Source organism: Sphingomonas naasensis, assembly GCF_004792695.1.
Taxonomy (GTDB): domain Bacteria; phylum Pseudomonadota; class Alphaproteobacteria; order Sphingomonadales; family Sphingomonadaceae; genus Sphingomonas; species Sphingomonas naasensis.
Map to the genome: position 1 here is coordinate 46,548 of NZ_SRXU01000003.1, position 15,681 is coordinate 62,228.

General features: G+C 68.6%; 13 protein-coding genes. 4 read left to right on the forward strand and 9 right to left on the reverse strand.

Annotated features, from left to right (window positions below):
• Positions 1 to 5: 5 nt before the first annotated feature.
• From E5A74_RS08250 to E5A74_RS08270, 5 genes are all read right to left on the reverse strand, one after another.
• Positions 6 to 2,516: an ABC transporter permease gene (locus E5A74_RS08250; RefSeq protein WP_135983814.1), complete on the reverse strand. Its 2,511-nt coding sequence runs from the start codon at positions 2,514 to 2,516 to the stop codon at positions 6 to 8.
• 10 nt (positions 2,517 to 2,526) lie between these two features.
• Positions 2,527 to 4,986, reverse strand: a complete 2,460-nt coding sequence (locus tag E5A74_RS08255) for an ABC transporter permease (RefSeq protein ID WP_135983815.1) — start codon at positions 4,984 to 4,986, stop codon at positions 2,527 to 2,529.
• A gap of 114 nt (positions 4,987 to 5,100) precedes the next feature.
• Entirely contained in the window at positions 5,101 to 5,781 is a 681-nt protein-coding gene (locus E5A74_RS08260; RefSeq protein WP_135983816.1) for an ABC transporter ATP-binding protein, read from the reverse strand.
• A gap of 21 nt (positions 5,782 to 5,802) precedes the next feature.
• Positions 5,803 to 7,110 carry an efflux RND transporter periplasmic adaptor subunit gene (locus tag E5A74_RS08265; protein ID WP_135983817.1) on the reverse strand — a complete coding sequence of 436 codons (1,308 nt, stop codon included), beginning with the start codon at positions 7,108 to 7,110 and terminating at the stop codon, positions 5,803 to 5,805.
• Between the two features lie 59 nt (positions 7,111 to 7,169).
• Positions 7,170 to 7,466, reverse strand: a complete 297-nt coding sequence (locus tag E5A74_RS08270) for a hypothetical protein (protein WP_135983818.1) — start codon at positions 7,464 to 7,466, stop codon at positions 7,170 to 7,172.
• A 181-nt stretch (positions 7,467 to 7,647) separates the two neighbouring features.
• On the opposite strand from E5A74_RS08270, the gene E5A74_RS08275 reads away from it, so the two are divergent.
• From E5A74_RS08275 to E5A74_RS08285, 3 genes are all read left to right on the forward strand, one after another.
• Complete coding sequence (locus E5A74_RS08275; RefSeq protein WP_135983819.1) at positions 7,648 to 9,039, forward strand: sigma-54-dependent transcriptional regulator; 1,392 nt, start codon at positions 7,648 to 7,650, stop codon at positions 9,037 to 9,039.
• Entirely contained in the window at positions 9,029 to 10,351 is a 1,323-nt protein-coding gene (locus E5A74_RS08280; RefSeq protein ID WP_135983820.1) for a sensor histidine kinase, read from the forward strand. Before E5A74_RS08275 ends, E5A74_RS08280 begins: the two co-directional genes overlap by 11 nt.
• Before the next feature lie 129 nt (positions 10,352 to 10,480).
• Positions 10,481 to 10,936, forward strand: a complete 456-nt coding sequence (locus tag E5A74_RS08285; RefSeq protein ID WP_166745698.1) for a hypothetical protein — start codon at positions 10,481 to 10,483, stop codon at positions 10,934 to 10,936.
• 30 nt (positions 10,937 to 10,966) lie between these two features.
• On the opposite strand, the gene E5A74_RS08290 is transcribed toward E5A74_RS08285, so the two are convergent.
• From E5A74_RS08290 to E5A74_RS08300, 3 genes are read right to left on the reverse strand one after another with little or no spacing between them, the layout of a single operon-like run.
• Positions 10,967 to 11,845 (reverse strand): type II secretion system minor pseudopilin, encoded by an 879-nt coding sequence (locus E5A74_RS08290; protein ID WP_240699730.1) that lies wholly within the window; start codon positions 11,843 to 11,845, stop codon positions 10,967 to 10,969.
• On the reverse strand, positions 11,842 to 12,390 hold the full coding sequence (locus tag E5A74_RS08295; RefSeq protein ID WP_135983822.1) for a PulJ/GspJ family protein: 549 nt from the start codon (positions 12,388 to 12,390) through the stop codon (positions 11,842 to 11,844). Before E5A74_RS08295 ends, E5A74_RS08290 begins: the two co-directional genes overlap by 4 nt.
• Positions 12,387 to 13,430 carry an ABC transporter substrate-binding protein gene (locus E5A74_RS08300; RefSeq protein ID WP_135983823.1) on the reverse strand — a complete coding sequence of 348 codons (1,044 nt, stop codon included), beginning with the start codon at positions 13,428 to 13,430 and terminating at the stop codon, positions 12,387 to 12,389. The genes E5A74_RS08295 and E5A74_RS08300 overlap by 4 nt, the downstream gene beginning before the upstream one ends.
• 23 nt (positions 13,431 to 13,453) lie before the next feature.
• Here E5A74_RS08300 and E5A74_RS08305 point away from each other — a divergent pair, with 23 nt between their 5' ends.
• Complete coding sequence (locus E5A74_RS08305; protein ID WP_240699731.1) at positions 13,454 to 14,146, forward strand: type II secretion system protein N; 693 nt, start codon at positions 13,454 to 13,456, stop codon at positions 14,144 to 14,146.
• Positions 14,147 to 14,284: 138 nt separating this feature from the next.
• Here the strand turns inward: E5A74_RS08305 and E5A74_RS08310 are convergent, their stop codons facing one another.
• The gene (locus E5A74_RS08310; protein WP_135983824.1) at positions 14,285 to 15,511 is read right to left on the reverse strand and encodes a type II secretion system F family protein; all 1,227 of its coding nucleotides are present in this window, start codon (positions 15,509 to 15,511) and stop codon (positions 14,285 to 14,287) included.
• Positions 15,512 to 15,681 lie beyond the last annotated feature (170 nt).

The following is a 15,681-nucleotide window of genomic DNA, read 5'->3' on the forward strand; positions in this document are numbered from 1 at the left end:
GGTTCCTACTCGTAGCGAAGCGCGTGGATGGGATTGGTGCGGGCGACCCGCAGCGACTGGCCGGCGACGGTGGCGACCGCGATGAGCATCGCGAGCAGCCCGGCGACGGCGAAGGGAACCGGCGTCAGCGCGATCCGCGTGTCGAAGCCGTTCAGCCAGTCGCGCATCACCCACCATGCGATCGGCCAGGCGATCAGATTGGCGATCAGCACCGGCCGGCTGAACTGCCAGACGAGCAGCCGGACGATGTCGTTGGTGCGCGCGCCAAGCACCTTGCGGATGCCGATCTCCTTGGTCCGCCGCTCGGTGGTGAAGGCGGCGAGCCCGAACAGGCCGAGGCAGCCGATCGCCACCGTCAGGATCGAAAAGGACGCGAACAGTGCGCCGCGCGCCAGCTCCTGACGATATTGCTTGCGCACCAGATCGTCGGCGAAATCGGCGCCGAACGGCACCAGCGGCACGGTCTGGCGCCACACCGCCTCGACGCGCTCGCGGATCTCGGCCGGCCGTACCCCGGCAAAGCGGACCGCGACCTGCGCGAAGCCGACCTTTTGCATCACATAGACAGTCGGCTGGATCGGCTCGCGCAACGAGCGGAAGCGCGCATCCGAGACGACGCCGACGATCGTGCCCGGCACCAGCCCGGCCTCGGGCACGGTGAGCGTGCCGCGCACGGTCTTGCCGATCGCCTCCTGCGGGGTGCGGAAGCCGAGGCGCTTCGCCGCGGATTCGCTGATCACGATGTTGATCCCGCGCGCGACCAGCGCCCGCTCGGCCTCGAGCTGAACCGGAAACGGCGTCGTGGCGTCGTCCTTGCCTTGCTGGTCCGAGAAGAAGCGCCCGGCGAGCAGCCGCATCCCCATCGCCTCGAAGAAACCGGTCTCGATTCCGTAAGCGCCGAGCGCGACCGAGCTGGTGGCACCGGGCAGGAAGAAGTCCGCGGTCGAATTGCCGTCGGGCGAGACCCCGATCTGGGTGCGCGCCGCGGCCTGCACCCCGGGGACGCGGCGGATACGCTCGACCAGCTGTTGCGACTGCGCCTGCGTCGCGCCGCGGAAGTCGAGATTGGTGACCTGCAACAGCCCCTCGCGCTGATAGCCGGCATCGAGCGTCTGGGCGAAACGGGTCTGCGCATAGATCACTGCGGTGCAGACGATCAGTCCGATCGAGATCGCGAACTGCGCGACGACGAGGAAGCTGCGCAACCGGCCCGATCCCGCCGTATCGGCCGAGGACTTGTTCGCCTTGAGGATCTTCGCGGGCTGGAAGCGGGAGAGATAGAGCGCCGGATAGAGCCCGCCCGCGGCGCCGACGAGCAGCACCAGTCCGAGGATCGGCAGCCAGACGCTGTCGCGGCCCCAATAGCGCATCGTGATCGAGGTCTCGAGAAAGCCGTTGAACACGGGCAGCAGCAGCTCGACCAGCGCCAGTCCGATCAGCATCGCGATCAGCGCGAGCAGGATCGATTCGGTGAGGAACTGCGCGATCAGCTGGCCGCGCGTCGCCCCGAGCACTTTCCGGAGCGCCACTTCGCGCGCCCGCTGCGATGCCCGCGCGGTGGCGAGATTGGTGAAGTTGATCGACGCCATCCCGAGCACGAGCAGCGCGATCACCGCGAAGGTGGCGACGGTGCCGTTGTCGTTGCCCGGAGTGAGCCCGAACATCTGCGCCTTGCCGAGATGGACGTCGCGGATGTTGACCAGCGCGAAATCCATGTCGTCGCCGGGGTTGGTGCGTTCGCCATTGGTCACTTCGTCGGGAATGTTGCGCTTTTCCCACGCGGCGAGCTGGCCATTGATCGCGGCGGCGTCGCTGCCCGCGCTCAGCTTGACGAAATTCCAGCCCTGCTGGCTGCCGAAGCGGGTCACCTGCTGCATCCGGTCGGCGAACTGGGTCTCGAGCGCGAACCGCGCGATCATGTCGGCGGAGATGCTGCTGTTGCGCGGGATGTCCCGAAACACCGCGGTGACGCGATAATCGACGTCGCCGGTGTTATCGACGATGGTCAGCGTCTTGCCAATCGGATCGACGTCGCCGAAGCGGCGCTTCGCCTCGCTCTCGCTGAGCGCGACCGAATGCGAATCCGGCAACGCCGTCGCGGCGCTGCCGCGCACGAAGGGCAAGTCGAACACCTCGAACAGATTGCTGTCGACCATCCGCAGCGTCGGCACCTGCTGCGGATCGCCGTTCTGGATCACGATCGGCGAGAAGGAGCGCATCCACACCACCTTCTCGATCTGCGGGAAGTCCTTCCTGAGCGCCCGCCCGGCGGCGATCGCGCTCAGCTGCAGATCCTTCTGCTCGCCGCCGCGGCCGCTCGCCGAGATATAGGTCTGGAGCTGGTAGACCCGGTCGGCATTGGCGAGCCAGCCGTCATAGCTGCGCTCGTAGCGGACATAGAGCAGGATCAGCAGGCACGCGGCGAGGCCGACGGTCAGGCCGACGATATTGATGAAAGCATAGGTCTTGTTCTTCGCCAGAGCGCGGAGGCCGACCACCAGATAATTGCGCCACATCGTCCGGTTCCTACTCGTAGCGAAGCGCGTGGATGGGATTGGTGCGGGCGACCCGCAGCGACTGGCCGGCGACGGTGGCAATCGCGATGGCGAGCGCGAGCAGCCCGGCCAGCGCGAAGGGCGTCGGCGTCAGCGCGATGCGGATGTCGAAGCCGTTGAGCCATTCGCGCATCGCCCACCACGCCACCGGCCACGCGATGAGGTTGGCGAGCACCACCGGCCGGCTGAATTGCCAGACCAGTAGCTGGACGATGTCACGCACCTTGGCGCCGAGCACCTTGCGGATACCGATCTCCCTGGTCCGCCGCTCGGTCGCGAACGCGGCGAGGCTGTAGAGCCCGAGACAGCCGATCAGCACTGCGAGCGCCGAGAAGCCGGCGAAGAGCATGCCGCGGGCGCGATCGGCCGCGTAGAGCTCGTGCGCGATATCGTCGACGAAGCGCGCCTCGAACGGGATCTCGGGCTCGAACTTGCGCCACACCTTGTTGAGCGCCGCCATCACTTCGCCAGGCCGTGCGCCGGCGAAACGGACCAGCACCACTTCGGTTGCGTCCGGATCGACGGCATAGAAGGCGGGTTCAATGGCCTCGCGCGCGCTGCGAAAGCGCATGTCCTCGACGACGCCAACGATCACCGAGGGGACCAGAGGGCCGCCGCGCATCGCCCGCACGGTCTGCCCAATCGCCGCTTGCGGGGTGCGGAAGCCGAGCTTGCGCGCCGCGGCGCGGTTGATCACGACGTTTACTCCCCGCACGGCCCGCGCCTGATCGTCACCCGCCGGAACCCGATCGAGCGCGATGCGATCGTCGAACCCGCGGCCAGCGAGCAGGTCGATGCCCGCCGTCTGAAGATATTCGGCGTCGACGCCATAATAGCTGAGCGATTGGTATTCCTCAGCGCCGGGGGGCTTCACCAGCCACACCGGCCGCGTATCGGAAGCCAGTGGAAGCGATGTGCGCGTCGTACCGGTGATGCCCGGGATGGCGAGCATCGCCGCATGGGCGGCGTCATACTCGCCGCCCTTGGCGAAGCGCCACGCATTGACGATCTGGATCAGCCCGTCGCGACGATAGCCGGGGTCGACCGTCTCGACATAGCGCGTCTGCGAGAAGATCACCCAGGTCGAGGCGATCAGCCCGATCGCGATCGCGAACTGGAGCATCACCAGCGCGGTGCGGAAACGGCCGTTGCCCGGCGTCTCGACCGAGGATTTGTTGGCGCGCAGCACCTCGGCCGGGCGGAAACGGCTGAGATAGAAGGCCGGATAGAGCCCGCCGAGCAGCCCGGTCACAAGGAACAGCGCCGCGGCGGGCAGCAGCATCCCGGCGGGACCGAGATAGGCGATGCGGATGTCGGCGCCGATCGCGGCGCTGATCCACGGCGTGGCGAGCTCGACCACGGCCAATGCGAGCAGCATCGCAATCGCCGCCATCACGAGGCTTTCGCCGAGGAACTGGACGATCAGCTGGCCGCGCGAGGCGCCGAGCACTTTCCGCAGCGCCACTTCGCGGGCGCGCTGCGTCGCGCGCGCGGTCGACAGGTTGACGAAGTTCATCACTGCCATGGCGAGCGTCAGCAGGGCCACCACCGCGAAGGTGGCGAGCGCGCGCGGATCGCCGCCGGGCGCGAGCCCGCCGTCCTGGGTGGCGCCGAGATGGACGCCGGCCAGCGGCACGAGCTTGAGATCGACGGCGTCCGACATGGTCGCCGGCTTGCCGTCGATGACCGCGTCGGGAATGTTGCGCTTCTCCCATGCCGGGAGCCCGGCATTGATCGCAGCGGCATCGGCGCCGCGGCGCAGCTTGACGTAATGCTGCTGGTCGAAATTGCCCCAACCGCGCTGCTCGGGCGGGATCGCGGCCAAGTCGCGGCGGAAGAGCAGGCTCAGCTTCAGACTGGTGTTGCGCGGCAGATTGCGCAGCACGCCGGTGACGCGATAGTCGCGCTTCCCGGGCCCGGCGCCGAGGCTGAGCTGCTTGCCCAGCGCATCGGCGGTGCCGAAATGGCGGATCGCCTCGCGCTCGGTGAGCACGATCGAATTGGTGTCGGGGAGCGCAGTCCCCGCCGATCCCTGTGCGAACGGCAGACCGAGCACATCGAAGAAATTGGCGTCGACCGTGCCCACGTCGATGAAGACCGGCTGGCCGTCGCGCTCGGTGACGGTCTTGCCGGGCGCGAGCGACGTCACGGCCTCGACCTGCGCGAAGCCGCCGGGCAGCTTCTCATAGACGATGAACGGGCTCATCTGGACGTTGCGCGCGGGCTGGCCAGGCAAATTGAACTTCGTCTGGACCTGATAGATGCGCCCGCTGTCGGGCAGCCAGCTGTCATAGCTGCTTTCGTAGCGCACATAATTGAAGATCAGCAGGCAGCCGGCGAGCCCCAGCGCCAGCCCGCCGATGTTGATCGCGGCATAGACGCGGTTGCGCGCCAGCAGCGTCAACGCGATCCTCAGATAGTTACGCCACATTCGGCATCCCCTTGCTGCTCCCCTCCCCATGGGGAGGGAGAGAGGCGTGGCGCGAGGGCGGCCACGACCCCTCTCCCGGCCCTCTCCCCGGAAGCGGGGGAGAGGGAGACCTCTTCATGCCGCCCGGCGGCGCTCCTGCAGGATGCGGCCGTCGAGCATAGACACGATCCGCCCGGCATAATCGGCATGCGCCGGCGAGTGGGTGACCATCACGATCGTCGAGCCTTCGCCGTTGAGCGTCTGGAGCATGCGCATCACCTCTTCGCCGTGATGCGTGTCGAGATTGCCGGTCGGCTCGTCGGCGAGGATCAGCTTCGGGCTGGCGACGAGCGCGCGCGCGACGGCGACACGCTGCTGCTGGCCTCCAGAGAGCTGGCTCGGCCGGTGCTTGGCGCGGTGCGCGATGCCGACCTTGTCCATCACTTCGTCGACCCGGCGCTTGCGCTCGGCGGCGGGGACATTGTGGTAGAGCAGCGCCAGCTCGACATTGTCGCGCACGCTCAGCTCGTCGACCAGATTGAAGCTCTGGAAGATGAAGCCGATATTTTCCTTGCGGACGTCGGCGAGCTTGCTTTCGCTGAGCCCCGCAACTTCCTGCCCGTTGAAGACATAGCTGCCCGACGAGGGGCTATCGAGCATGCCGATCATGTTGAGCAAAGTCGATTTGCCGCAGCCCGACGGTCCCATGATCGCGACGAACTCGCCCTCGGCGATGTCGAGATCGATCGCGTCGAGCGCGGTCGTCTGCACCGTGTCGGTACGGTAGACCTTGGAGAGTTCGCGCATCGTCAGCATGAAAAATCCCTTCCTCTGGAATTATTTGGACAGGTCCAGGCGCGTCTTGTCGGTGTAGCCGGTGTACGGCGAGGTCAGCACCTTCTCGCCCGGCTCGAGCCCTTCGAGCACTTCGATATATTCGGCGTTGCGGCGGCCCAGCCGGACGTTGCGCTTGACCGCGCTCTTGCCGTCGGGGGTCACCACGAAGATCCAGTTGCCGCCGGTCTCGTTGTAGAAGGCGCCGTTGGGGACGAGCAGCGCCGGGGTCGGGTCGCCCAGCGTCAGCCGCGCCTGCATCGTCTGGCCGCGCTGGATGTTGGCGGGCTCGGCGCCGAGGAACTGCAGATCGACCTGGAACTGACCGTTCTGCACCTGCGGATAGATCTTCGTGACACGCGCCGCATATTGCTTGCCGCCGAAATCGAGGCTCGCCTTTTGCTGGAGCTGGACGCGGCCGAGATAGAATTCGTCGACCCCGGCGATCAGCTTGTTGCGGCCGGGGCTGTCGATCTGCCCCACCCGCTCGCCGCGCTGCAGCGACTGGCCGACCTGCACCGAGAAGCCCGAAAGCTGGCCGGCGACCGGCGCACGCAGCTGGAGCGCGTCGAGATTGGCCCGCGCGATCGCGAGCCCCGACTGCATCGACTGCGCGGCGGCCTGCTGCTGCGAGAGCTGGCTGGTCTGGAGCCGCGCATCGGTGGCCTGGCTGCGCTTGAGCGCGGCGAGGTTGCGCTGGCTCAATTCGTAATCGGCCTCGGTATCGGCGAACTGCCTGGTCGAGACGAAGCCCTTGGCGGCGAGCGGCTTCTCGCGTTCGTACTGGCGGCGCGCCTTGTCGTAGACCGTCTCGGCGGCGAGCACCGCACGCTCGTTGGAGAGCCGCGTCTGGGCGAGCGACAGCTCCTGGCTGCGCATGTTGTTGATCTGCTGCTCGACCTCGGTCTGGCGCGCCAGCGTCGAGAGCTGGAGCTCGGCGTTGGAGAGCACCGCGATCGGCTGGCCCTGCGCGACGGTCGCGCCGTCCTCGACCAGCATCTTCTCGACCCGACCGCCTTCGACCGCGTCGATATAGACGGTGAGCAAGGGCGTAACCCGCGCGCGCAGCGGAATGAAATCGTCGAAGGTGCCGCGAGTCACCGAAGAGACGGTGACATGATCTGCGCCCACCGTCTGGCTCGAGCCCGAGGGCGCGAACCACCAGAACAGCAACGCCGCGACCAGCACCACTGCCCCGCCGATCGCGGCCTTGACCTTGGCCGAGAGCTTCCGCGTCTCGACGACCTGGTCCATCCCGCTCCCGGTGACCGGGCGGTCTCCCGCTTCTTTCTGCATCCGTACGACACCCATGAACATCGTCTAGCAACCCCCGTGCCAAGGCGCGGCGCAGAGGCGCGACGCGAGACTGATCACAGCAGCGCCCCCGCACAAGCGTTCGATTTCGAACACTCGTGTCCGAAATCGAACGCGAGGCTGATCGAAGCGAAGCCGATGCTGAGCAGCGCATGGCCGCCATGCGCGCGCACCGTCAGGTCGAACACGGCCTGCGGCTTGCCCGAAAACGCCATCGCCGCGGAGGCGAGCGCGCCCAGCAGCACGGCATTTCGCACCAATTTTCCGGATGGCTTCCCAGACACGGCCGTGATCCCCGCTTCCTGCTTGTGCAGGATTGTTGAGCAGGACTCGTGCCAAACCTCTTTCGTCATCCCCCCGAAAGCGGGGACCCATCTCCCGCAAGTGCCTCGATTACGACGGCAATTCCCTGAGGCGCTTCCAGGAGATGGGTCCCCGCTTTCGCGGGGATGACGGTTTTGAAGAAAAGTAGCGGACCCTTGGCACGCATTTTGATTGTCCGGAATCGCACAGCCGCTGTACGGGAGTAACGGCATGGGGAGCGGGCCAGAGTTCGATTACTGCGTCGTCATCGACGACGACGACGACATATTGATGGCGTCGCGGCTGCTGCTGCGACGGCTGTTCAAGGACGTCGCGACGGTGCGCAGCCCCGACGAGGCACTGCCTCTGGTCGAGGCGCGCGCGCCCGACGTGGTGCTGCTCGACGCCAATTTCGCGCGCGGCGCCACCGACGCGGCCGAGGGCCTTGCCTGGCTCGAGAAGCTGCTCGGCATCGATCCCGAGCTGGTGGTGGTGATGATCACCGCGCATGCCGGGGTGCAGATCGCCGTCGCCGCGATGAAGCGCGGCGCGACCGATTTCGTCTCCAAGCCGTGGTCGAACGAAAAGCTGCTCGCCTCGGTGCGCACCGCGGCTTCGCTGCGCCGCTCGCGCAAGGCCGCGGTCGCCGGCGGCAGCGCCCCCGCCCGGCCCGCCGCCGTCGTTGCGGGCACCGCGTTGCTCGGCGGCTCGCCCGAGATGGCGCGAGTCCATTCGCTGATCGCCCGCGCGGCGCCGACCGACGCCAACGTCCTCGTCCTCGGCGAGAACGGCACCGGCAAGGAGCTGGTCGCGCGCGAGCTCCACCGCCAGTCGCTGCGTGCCGATCAGGTGATGCTCACCGTCGATCTCGGCGCGGTCTCGGAGGATCTGATCGATTCCGAGCTGTTCGGCCATGTGAAGGGCGCCTTCACCGATGCGCGCACCGATCGCGTCGGCCGCATCCAGGCTGCCGATGGCGGCACGCTGTTCCTCGACGAGATCGGCAATCTGCCGCTCCGCCTGCAGCCCAAGCTGCTCACCGTGCTCGAGCAGCGCCAGGTTACCCCGGTCGGCGCCAACAGGCCGGTGCCGGTCAACATCCGCGTCATCGCGGCGACCAATTTGCCGCCTGAGAAATTGCGCGACGAGAGCCATTTCCGCCAGGATCTGCTGTTCCGGCTCAACACCGTCGAGATCGACCTGCCGCCGCTGCGCGATCGGCTCGAGGACGTGCCCGAGCTGATCGACCATTATCTCGATCACTATGCCAAACGCTATGGCCGGCCGCATCCGCAGCTCAGCGCGGCCGCGCGCGCGGCTTTGCTCAACCATGATTGGCCGGGCAATGTCCGCGCGCTGCGCCACGCGCTCGAGCGTGCGGTGATCCTAGCCCGCGACGTGCCGCTCGAGCCCGAGGATTTCGCGCTGGTCTCGACGCCGCGCATCGCCCCCTCGGCGGTCGTCGCGCCGCGTGCCGCCGACGATCTCAACCTCGAGCGCGTCGAGCGCCGGCTGGTCGAGGAAGCGCTCAGGAAGCACGGCTACAATATCTCGCTCGCCGCGCACGAGCTCGGCCTGTCGCGTGCCGCGCTCTATCGGCGCATGGAGAAACATGGTCTTTAATCAGCGCTTCACGGTCGCGCTGGTCGCGTGGATCGTCGCGCTGGTCGCGGTGCTGCTGGCCTGCGTCGCCGCCTTCGTCACCCCCGGCCTCGGCGCCGCGCGGATCGTCGCGGTGGCGATCGCCGCCGCCACCTTCGCCGGGCTGTGGCGCCACGTCACCCGCACCAACCGCACCGTCGCGCGCTTCCTCGAGGCGCTCAAGTTCGGCGATACCGCGCTCCAGTTCGACGCGCAGGGCGGCGCCGGCTTCGACGAGCTCGGCGGCGCGCTCAACGAGGCGCTGGCCCGTTTCCGCGCCGGGCAGGACCGCATCGCCGGCGAGCTGCGCTATCTCGACGCGCTGGTCGACGACATGCCGGTCGCAGTGCTCATCGTCGATGCCGAGGGACATGTCACGCTCGCCAACAAGTCCGCGCGCCGCCTCTTCACCAGCGAGCACGGCACCTTGGCGGAGGATTTCGCAGTCTATGGCGCCACCTTCGCACGGCGTCTTGCGAACGCCTCGCAAGGTGAAGAGCTATTGATTCTCAATATCGCCAGCCGCCCGCAGCGCATGCTCGTCCGCGCGGCGACGCTCGAGCGGCTAGGGCAGCGTACCCGCGCGATCAGCGTCCAGCCGATCCAGGGCACGCTCGACGCGGTCGAGATGGCCGCGCAGACCGATCTCGTCCGCGTGCTGACCCATGAGATCCTCAACTCGCTCACTCCGGTCACCTCGCTCGCCGCCACCGCCGCGGATCTGCTCGGCGATCCCGATCTGTCCGCCGATCCGCGCGTCGGCGATGCCCGTATCGCGGTCGAGACGCTCGCCCGCCGCGCGCAGGGGCTGAGCAACTTCATCGAGGCCTATCGCGCGGTGGCGCAGACTCCGCACCTCAAGCGCCAGAGCTTCGCCGCGCGCCCATGGGCCGACGAGCTCGCGCGCATCTTCGCGGCGAGGATGCCCGAGGTGGCGCTGGCGGTGGAGGTCTCCCCCGCCCAGCTCGCGCTCGACGCCGATCCGGACCTGCTCGCGCAAGTGGTGATCAACCTGATGCAGAATGCCGGCCAGGCGATGCAAGCGACCGAGGGGCCGCGGCTCGCGCTGCGCCTGCGCGGCGATGGTCAGGGCACCGTGATCGAAGTCGAGGACAATGGCCCGGGCGTGCCCGAGAGCCTGCGGCAGGACGTGTTCCTGCCCTTCTTCACCACCCGCCCCACCGGCACCGGCGTCGGCCTCAACCTCGCCCGCCAGATCGTCATCGCCCATGGCGGCGCGATCGACGTCAGCGATGCGGCGGGCGGCGGCGCGCTGTTCCGGATCGTACTGTAACCGGTCGCCGAACGAGAAGAGCAGGCCACAACCGTTTCGAGGCGCCATATGTCGATACCGATACTGAACGTGGAAATCCGCATCCCTGAAAGCCCCGGCCTTTCGTACAGGGGCGCTTTCACCACGTTGATGAGCGACAGGTTGAGCTTCCATCGTCCCGACAGCCGATCGAGCGGGATCTATCCGGTCGGGGCACATCTCGAGATCGACTTCCCCGCCCACCACTTCCTGAAGGGCATCGAGCGTGGGGCAGCCCATTATCATTTCGAGGGCACGGACCTCGGCACGATGACGCAACTCCGCGGCAGGCCGGCGATCGACGACGGCGCAGGCAGTCAGACCATCGTCGCGCTCGACGTCGCCATCAGCGTGACGAACGATAGCGTTCACCTCCAGATGGAGGGCCGGCTAGCGCCCGAAATCGACGGACAGCACCGGCCCGCCAGGACTTTCGAAGTCGAGTTCAAAGGGCCGCTGACGGCGCTGGCCGAGGCGGCGCTGGGTCAAGCCCTGCGGTCCCACTTCGAGGATAAATCGAGGGCAATGGGGCAATCCTCGAAACCCGAGCCCCTCGTCGAACAATAGACTGGCCGGTCACTCCCGACAAACGCCGCCTTATCGCTTCGACTCTGGCAATCCCGGCGCGCCCGGCGGCACCGCGGCGTTGCGCCAGCGCTCGACCGGCACCGCGTCGACGCTGCCGTCGGGCAACCGCCGCCGCTGGATCAGCGTCGCGGCCTGCTGGCTGGTTCCGCCGATCGTCGCGCGGGTGCGCACCCAGAAGGTGTTCGAGCGGAAGCTCGCGCCCCAGGGTAGCGAGACGCTCTGGTCGGCCAGATCCTTCGCGGTGAGATAGCCCTGCCGCGTCCGCACCGCGACCAGCCGCTCTGCGATCACCGCATCGCGGAACAGCACCGCGAGCATCTCCTCGCTCGCGGCGTTGAGATTGAGCGTCGTGGCCCCCGGCAGCGCCGTCACCAGCCGCTCGAGCCGATCGGCGACCCTGGGCTCGATCCCGGCCAGCCGCAACGGCCGCAAATCGGTGACCGGCCCGCGCAGCCGGACATATTCGATCGCGGCGACGACCTGCTCGGAAGTGAGCCCCACTTCGTTGCCGATCGCCTGGAACAGGATCGTCGCGGCGACCTCGCCCTTGCGCACCGAATTGATGTTGAAGCGCCCCTCGGCGTCGGCGATCGCGAGGTCGAAGCTGCCGCCCTCGATCGGCGCGCCGTTTTCGGAGAGCTTGGCCCAAGGCTCACCGACATGATCGACCTCGGGCGCCTGCTCGCCGTCGCGGCGCAGCGCGACCAGCGCCGAGAGCTCGCCGCCGCGCACCACAGCGAGCGCGCGCGCCGCCTCGCGGGTGCGCAGCCCGCGATCGAGCGCGATCTCCTCGCGGTTGATCATCAGCAGCACCAGCCCCGCGGCGATCGCCACGAACATCAGCACGTTGACGAGGATCATCCCCTCTTCGTCGCGCCGCGGGCTCACTGCTTTTCCTCCTCGGGCCGAGCCGGCAGCGCGATCACCCGGCGCAGCGATCCCGGCGTGCCACCGGGTCCCTGCACCTGCATCTCGAGCGCCACAGCCCGCGGCCAGCGATCCTTGCCCGCCTCGTCGATCGGCCAGCGGTCGACCCACACCCCGTCCCAGAAGCGCCAGCGGACATTGGTCACCCCGGCGAGCACGAGCTGCGGCGCGGGCCCGATCGTGCGCACCAGCGCGCCGCCGGCGACGCCGTAGCGCAGCGGCACCGCGATGCCGCCCATGCCCGGCGCGGCGCGCGTGAAGGAAAGCACCGCGCCGCCGCCCGAGATCGGCCCGCTCGCAATCTGCTCGACATCGCTCGACACGACGAACATCGTCCGCTGGAGATCGGCAAGCCGGTCGAGCCGTTTCTCGGTCCGTCCCTGGACGTTGATGATCCCCTCGACCAGCGCGAGCCCGGCCACCGCGATCAGCGCGAACAGCCCGAGCGAGATCATCAGCTCGATCAGCGTGAAGCCGGCCTCGCCGGCTTCGGGGCTTCTCTTCACGATCCCGAGCTCACCGCCACCGGTTCATAGCCCTGCGGCCGGGCAAGCAGGATCGCGAAGTCGCGCGCGACCGATCCGTCGGTGCGGAAGCGCACCGGCCCGGTCACGCAGCTGAAGCCCTTGCCGTCGAGCAGGCCTTCGGCGTTGAGATTGTTCGCCGCACGCAGCGCGTTGGCGATGCCCGCCGCGTCATAAGCGAGCGCGGTGATCGCACCCGCCTCGCCGCCGTTGCGCGCGGCGAACTCGCTCGCGAAAGTGCCGAACGCCGCCGGATCGGGGCTCGCGATCCACGCGCCGTCGAGCGCTTCGAGCGCCTGCGGACGGTTGTCGATCCCCTGCAGCGTGCCGAGCAGCTGGATGCCGCTGTCCTTGAGGTTGCGCGCCGCCGCGAGCACCGCCTCGCCGCTGCCCGGGAGCAACAGTCCGTCGGGCGCGTCGCCCGCCGCGGGGAGCGGCTGGCCGGCCTTGACCTCGAGCACGCGCACCCGCACGCCGAGCTCGCCTTCGAGCTGCCCGGCGGCGAGCGATGCCGCCGCGCTCCACGGGCTGCCGTCGTCGATCACCGCGACGCTCTTGATCCCGCGCGAGCGGGCGTAGCGCAGGATCGCGCTGGTCACTTGCCGCGCGGTGATTCCGAAGATCCACGTCCCCGGCGCGCGCAGCACCGCGTCGTTGCTGAACGCGATGATCGGCACCCGCCCCGCGACGCTGCTGCTCACCGCCGGCACTTCCGCGGCGGTCAGCGGGCCGAGGATCAGCGCGGGCTTGCGGCGCAGCGCCTGCCCGGCCGCGGCGGCCGCGCCGGCCGCGGTGCCGCCGGTGTCGAAGCTCAGCACATATTGGCTGTTTTCCGCGAGCAACGCCGCCTGCCGCATGCTAATGCCCAGCCGCGCTCGCGGACCGGTGAGCGGCACCAGCAGGGCGATCGGGCGCTTGTCCTTCTTCTCGGCTGTGGCGAATGCATGCGAGGGAAGCACGACCGATGCCGCTGACGCGACCAGGCCTGATTGCAGCAACCGCAGCAGGGACCGCCGGTCCATCGCCGACTCCGGATATGGGGGGTGTGGCACGCCGGCGTATTATCGTCTTCGCCGCGATCGGCATAGGGGCCTATCTGCTCGCCTTGCTGGTAACCCTGCCGGCGAGCGTAGTGTTCAAGAACCGGCCGTGGCGCACCGGCGTCGCTGGGACGGTGTGGAACGGCGAGGTCGGCGTCGCCGGCGGTGCCAGGTTCGAATGGCAGATGGCGCCGCTGCGCTCGCTGACCAGCCTTGCCTATGCCGCCGACTGGAAGGCGAACGGCCCCGATACCGATCTCGGCGGGCGGCTGCTCGCGCATCTCGGCGGGCGCACCGTGCTCGACAAGGTCAGTGGCAGCGCCGACGCGAGCCTGCTCGAGGCGCTCCAGCCCAATCTTCCCTTCACCTGCGATCTCGTCATGCAGGTCGAGATGGAGCGGATCGCGATTGGCGGCGGCGATCGCATGCTGAGCGGCAACATCGCCACCGATCCCGGCAGCTGCCGCCCCAGGCGCGGCGGCGCGGCCTCGCCGCTTCCCGCCCTGATCGTCACCGCCGAGCATATCGGCAATCGCACGGTGGTCCGCATCGCCCCGATGGCGCAACGCCGCCGGACCTTGGTGACGCTCGAGCTCGCCGAGGGCGGCACGGTCGACATCTCGGTCACTCCCGAGGGCGCGACGATGATGCCGTTCCTCGGCCTGCCGGCGGGCGCGCGGATTCAGGGGGTGATGTAAACCCCTCTCCTCCCTCGCGAAGCGGGGGAGGTGGCGCCGAAGGCGACGGAGGGGGCATTTCTCCAAGCGACGTCGCCTGTGGGGAGGCCCCCTCCACCACTTCGTGGTCCCCCTCCCCCGCTGCGCGAGGGAGGAGATTTAGAGCGTCACCAGATTGTTCAAATTGATGATCGGCAGCAGGATCGCCAGCACCATCAGCAGCACCAGCCCGCCCATCACCAGCAGCACCAGCGGCTCGACCAGCGCCACCAGCGTCGTCACCAGCGCATCGAGCTCGCGTTCGAGCTCGTGCGCCGCGCGCCCCAGCGCGGGCGCGAGCCGCCCGCTCGTCTCGCCGCTCGCGACGATCGCGATCAGCATCGTCGGGAACACCCCTGCCTCCTGCATCGCCGCGCGCAGGCTGATCCCCTCGCGGACGCGCTGCGCCACGCCGAGCGCCTTTTCCTGCACCCAGCGATTCGGCGTCACCGCCGCTGCGGCGTGGAGCGCCTCGACCAGCGGCACCGCGCTCCCAACCAGCGTCGCGAGGCTGCCGGCGAAGCGCGCCGCGTTGAGCTGGCGGCTGAAGCGGCGGAACGGGCGGCGCTCGGTGAACATCCGGTGCATCCGCAGCCGGTTCGCCGGCACGCGCAGCCAGCGCAGCCACAGCAACGCTCCCACCGCCAGCGCGAGCAGCAGATACAGCCCGAAATTCTGCAGGAACCAGCTGATCGCGATCATCATCCGGGTGAGCAGCGGCAGATCGGCGCCGCGCGACACGAACACCCGGACGATGTCGGGCACGACATAGACCATCAGCAGTACCATCATGCCGACCGACACGAGCGCGAGCAGCGCCGGGTAGAGCAAGGCGAGCTGGAGCTTCTGGCCGTTCGACTGGCGGTTCTCGACGAACTCGGCGAGGGGGTTGAGCACATCGGGCAACCGCCCCGATGCCTCGCCCGCGGCGACCGAGGCGCGGTAGAATTCGGGGAACGCCCCCGGATGCCGGGCGAGCGCCGCGGCGAAACTGCGCCCGTCGAGGATCGCGCCGCGCACGTCGAGCAGCACCGAGCTGACCTGCGGCTGCTCCCCCTGCGCCGCGACGAGGCGCAGTGCCTCCTCGATCGCGATGTCCGATCCGGCGAGAGTCGCGATCTGGCGCGTCACCGTGGCGAGAGCCTTGCCCGAGATCCCCGGCCGGCGCAGCGACGGCAGCGGGATGCTGCCGAAAGACCGCGCCCCCTCGCCCGCGGCCTCGACCGACAGCGGCAACAGCGCCTGCTCGCGCAGCAGCGCGCGCGCCGCGGCCGGAGAAGAGGCCTCGATGATGCCCTTCTTGCTCGCGCCGGTACGGTCGGCGGCACGGTAGGAATAAGCGGGCACTAAATTCCTCCCCGAGCTTGTCTCGGGGAGGGGGACCGTCCGAAGGACGGTGGAGGGGCCGCGCCGCAGGCGCGGGACTCGTTTGCCGATAGCGACACCGCCGCTGACGCGGCGGCCCCTCCACCAGCTTCGCTGGTCCCCCTCCCCGAGCAAAGCTCGGGGAGGAATTG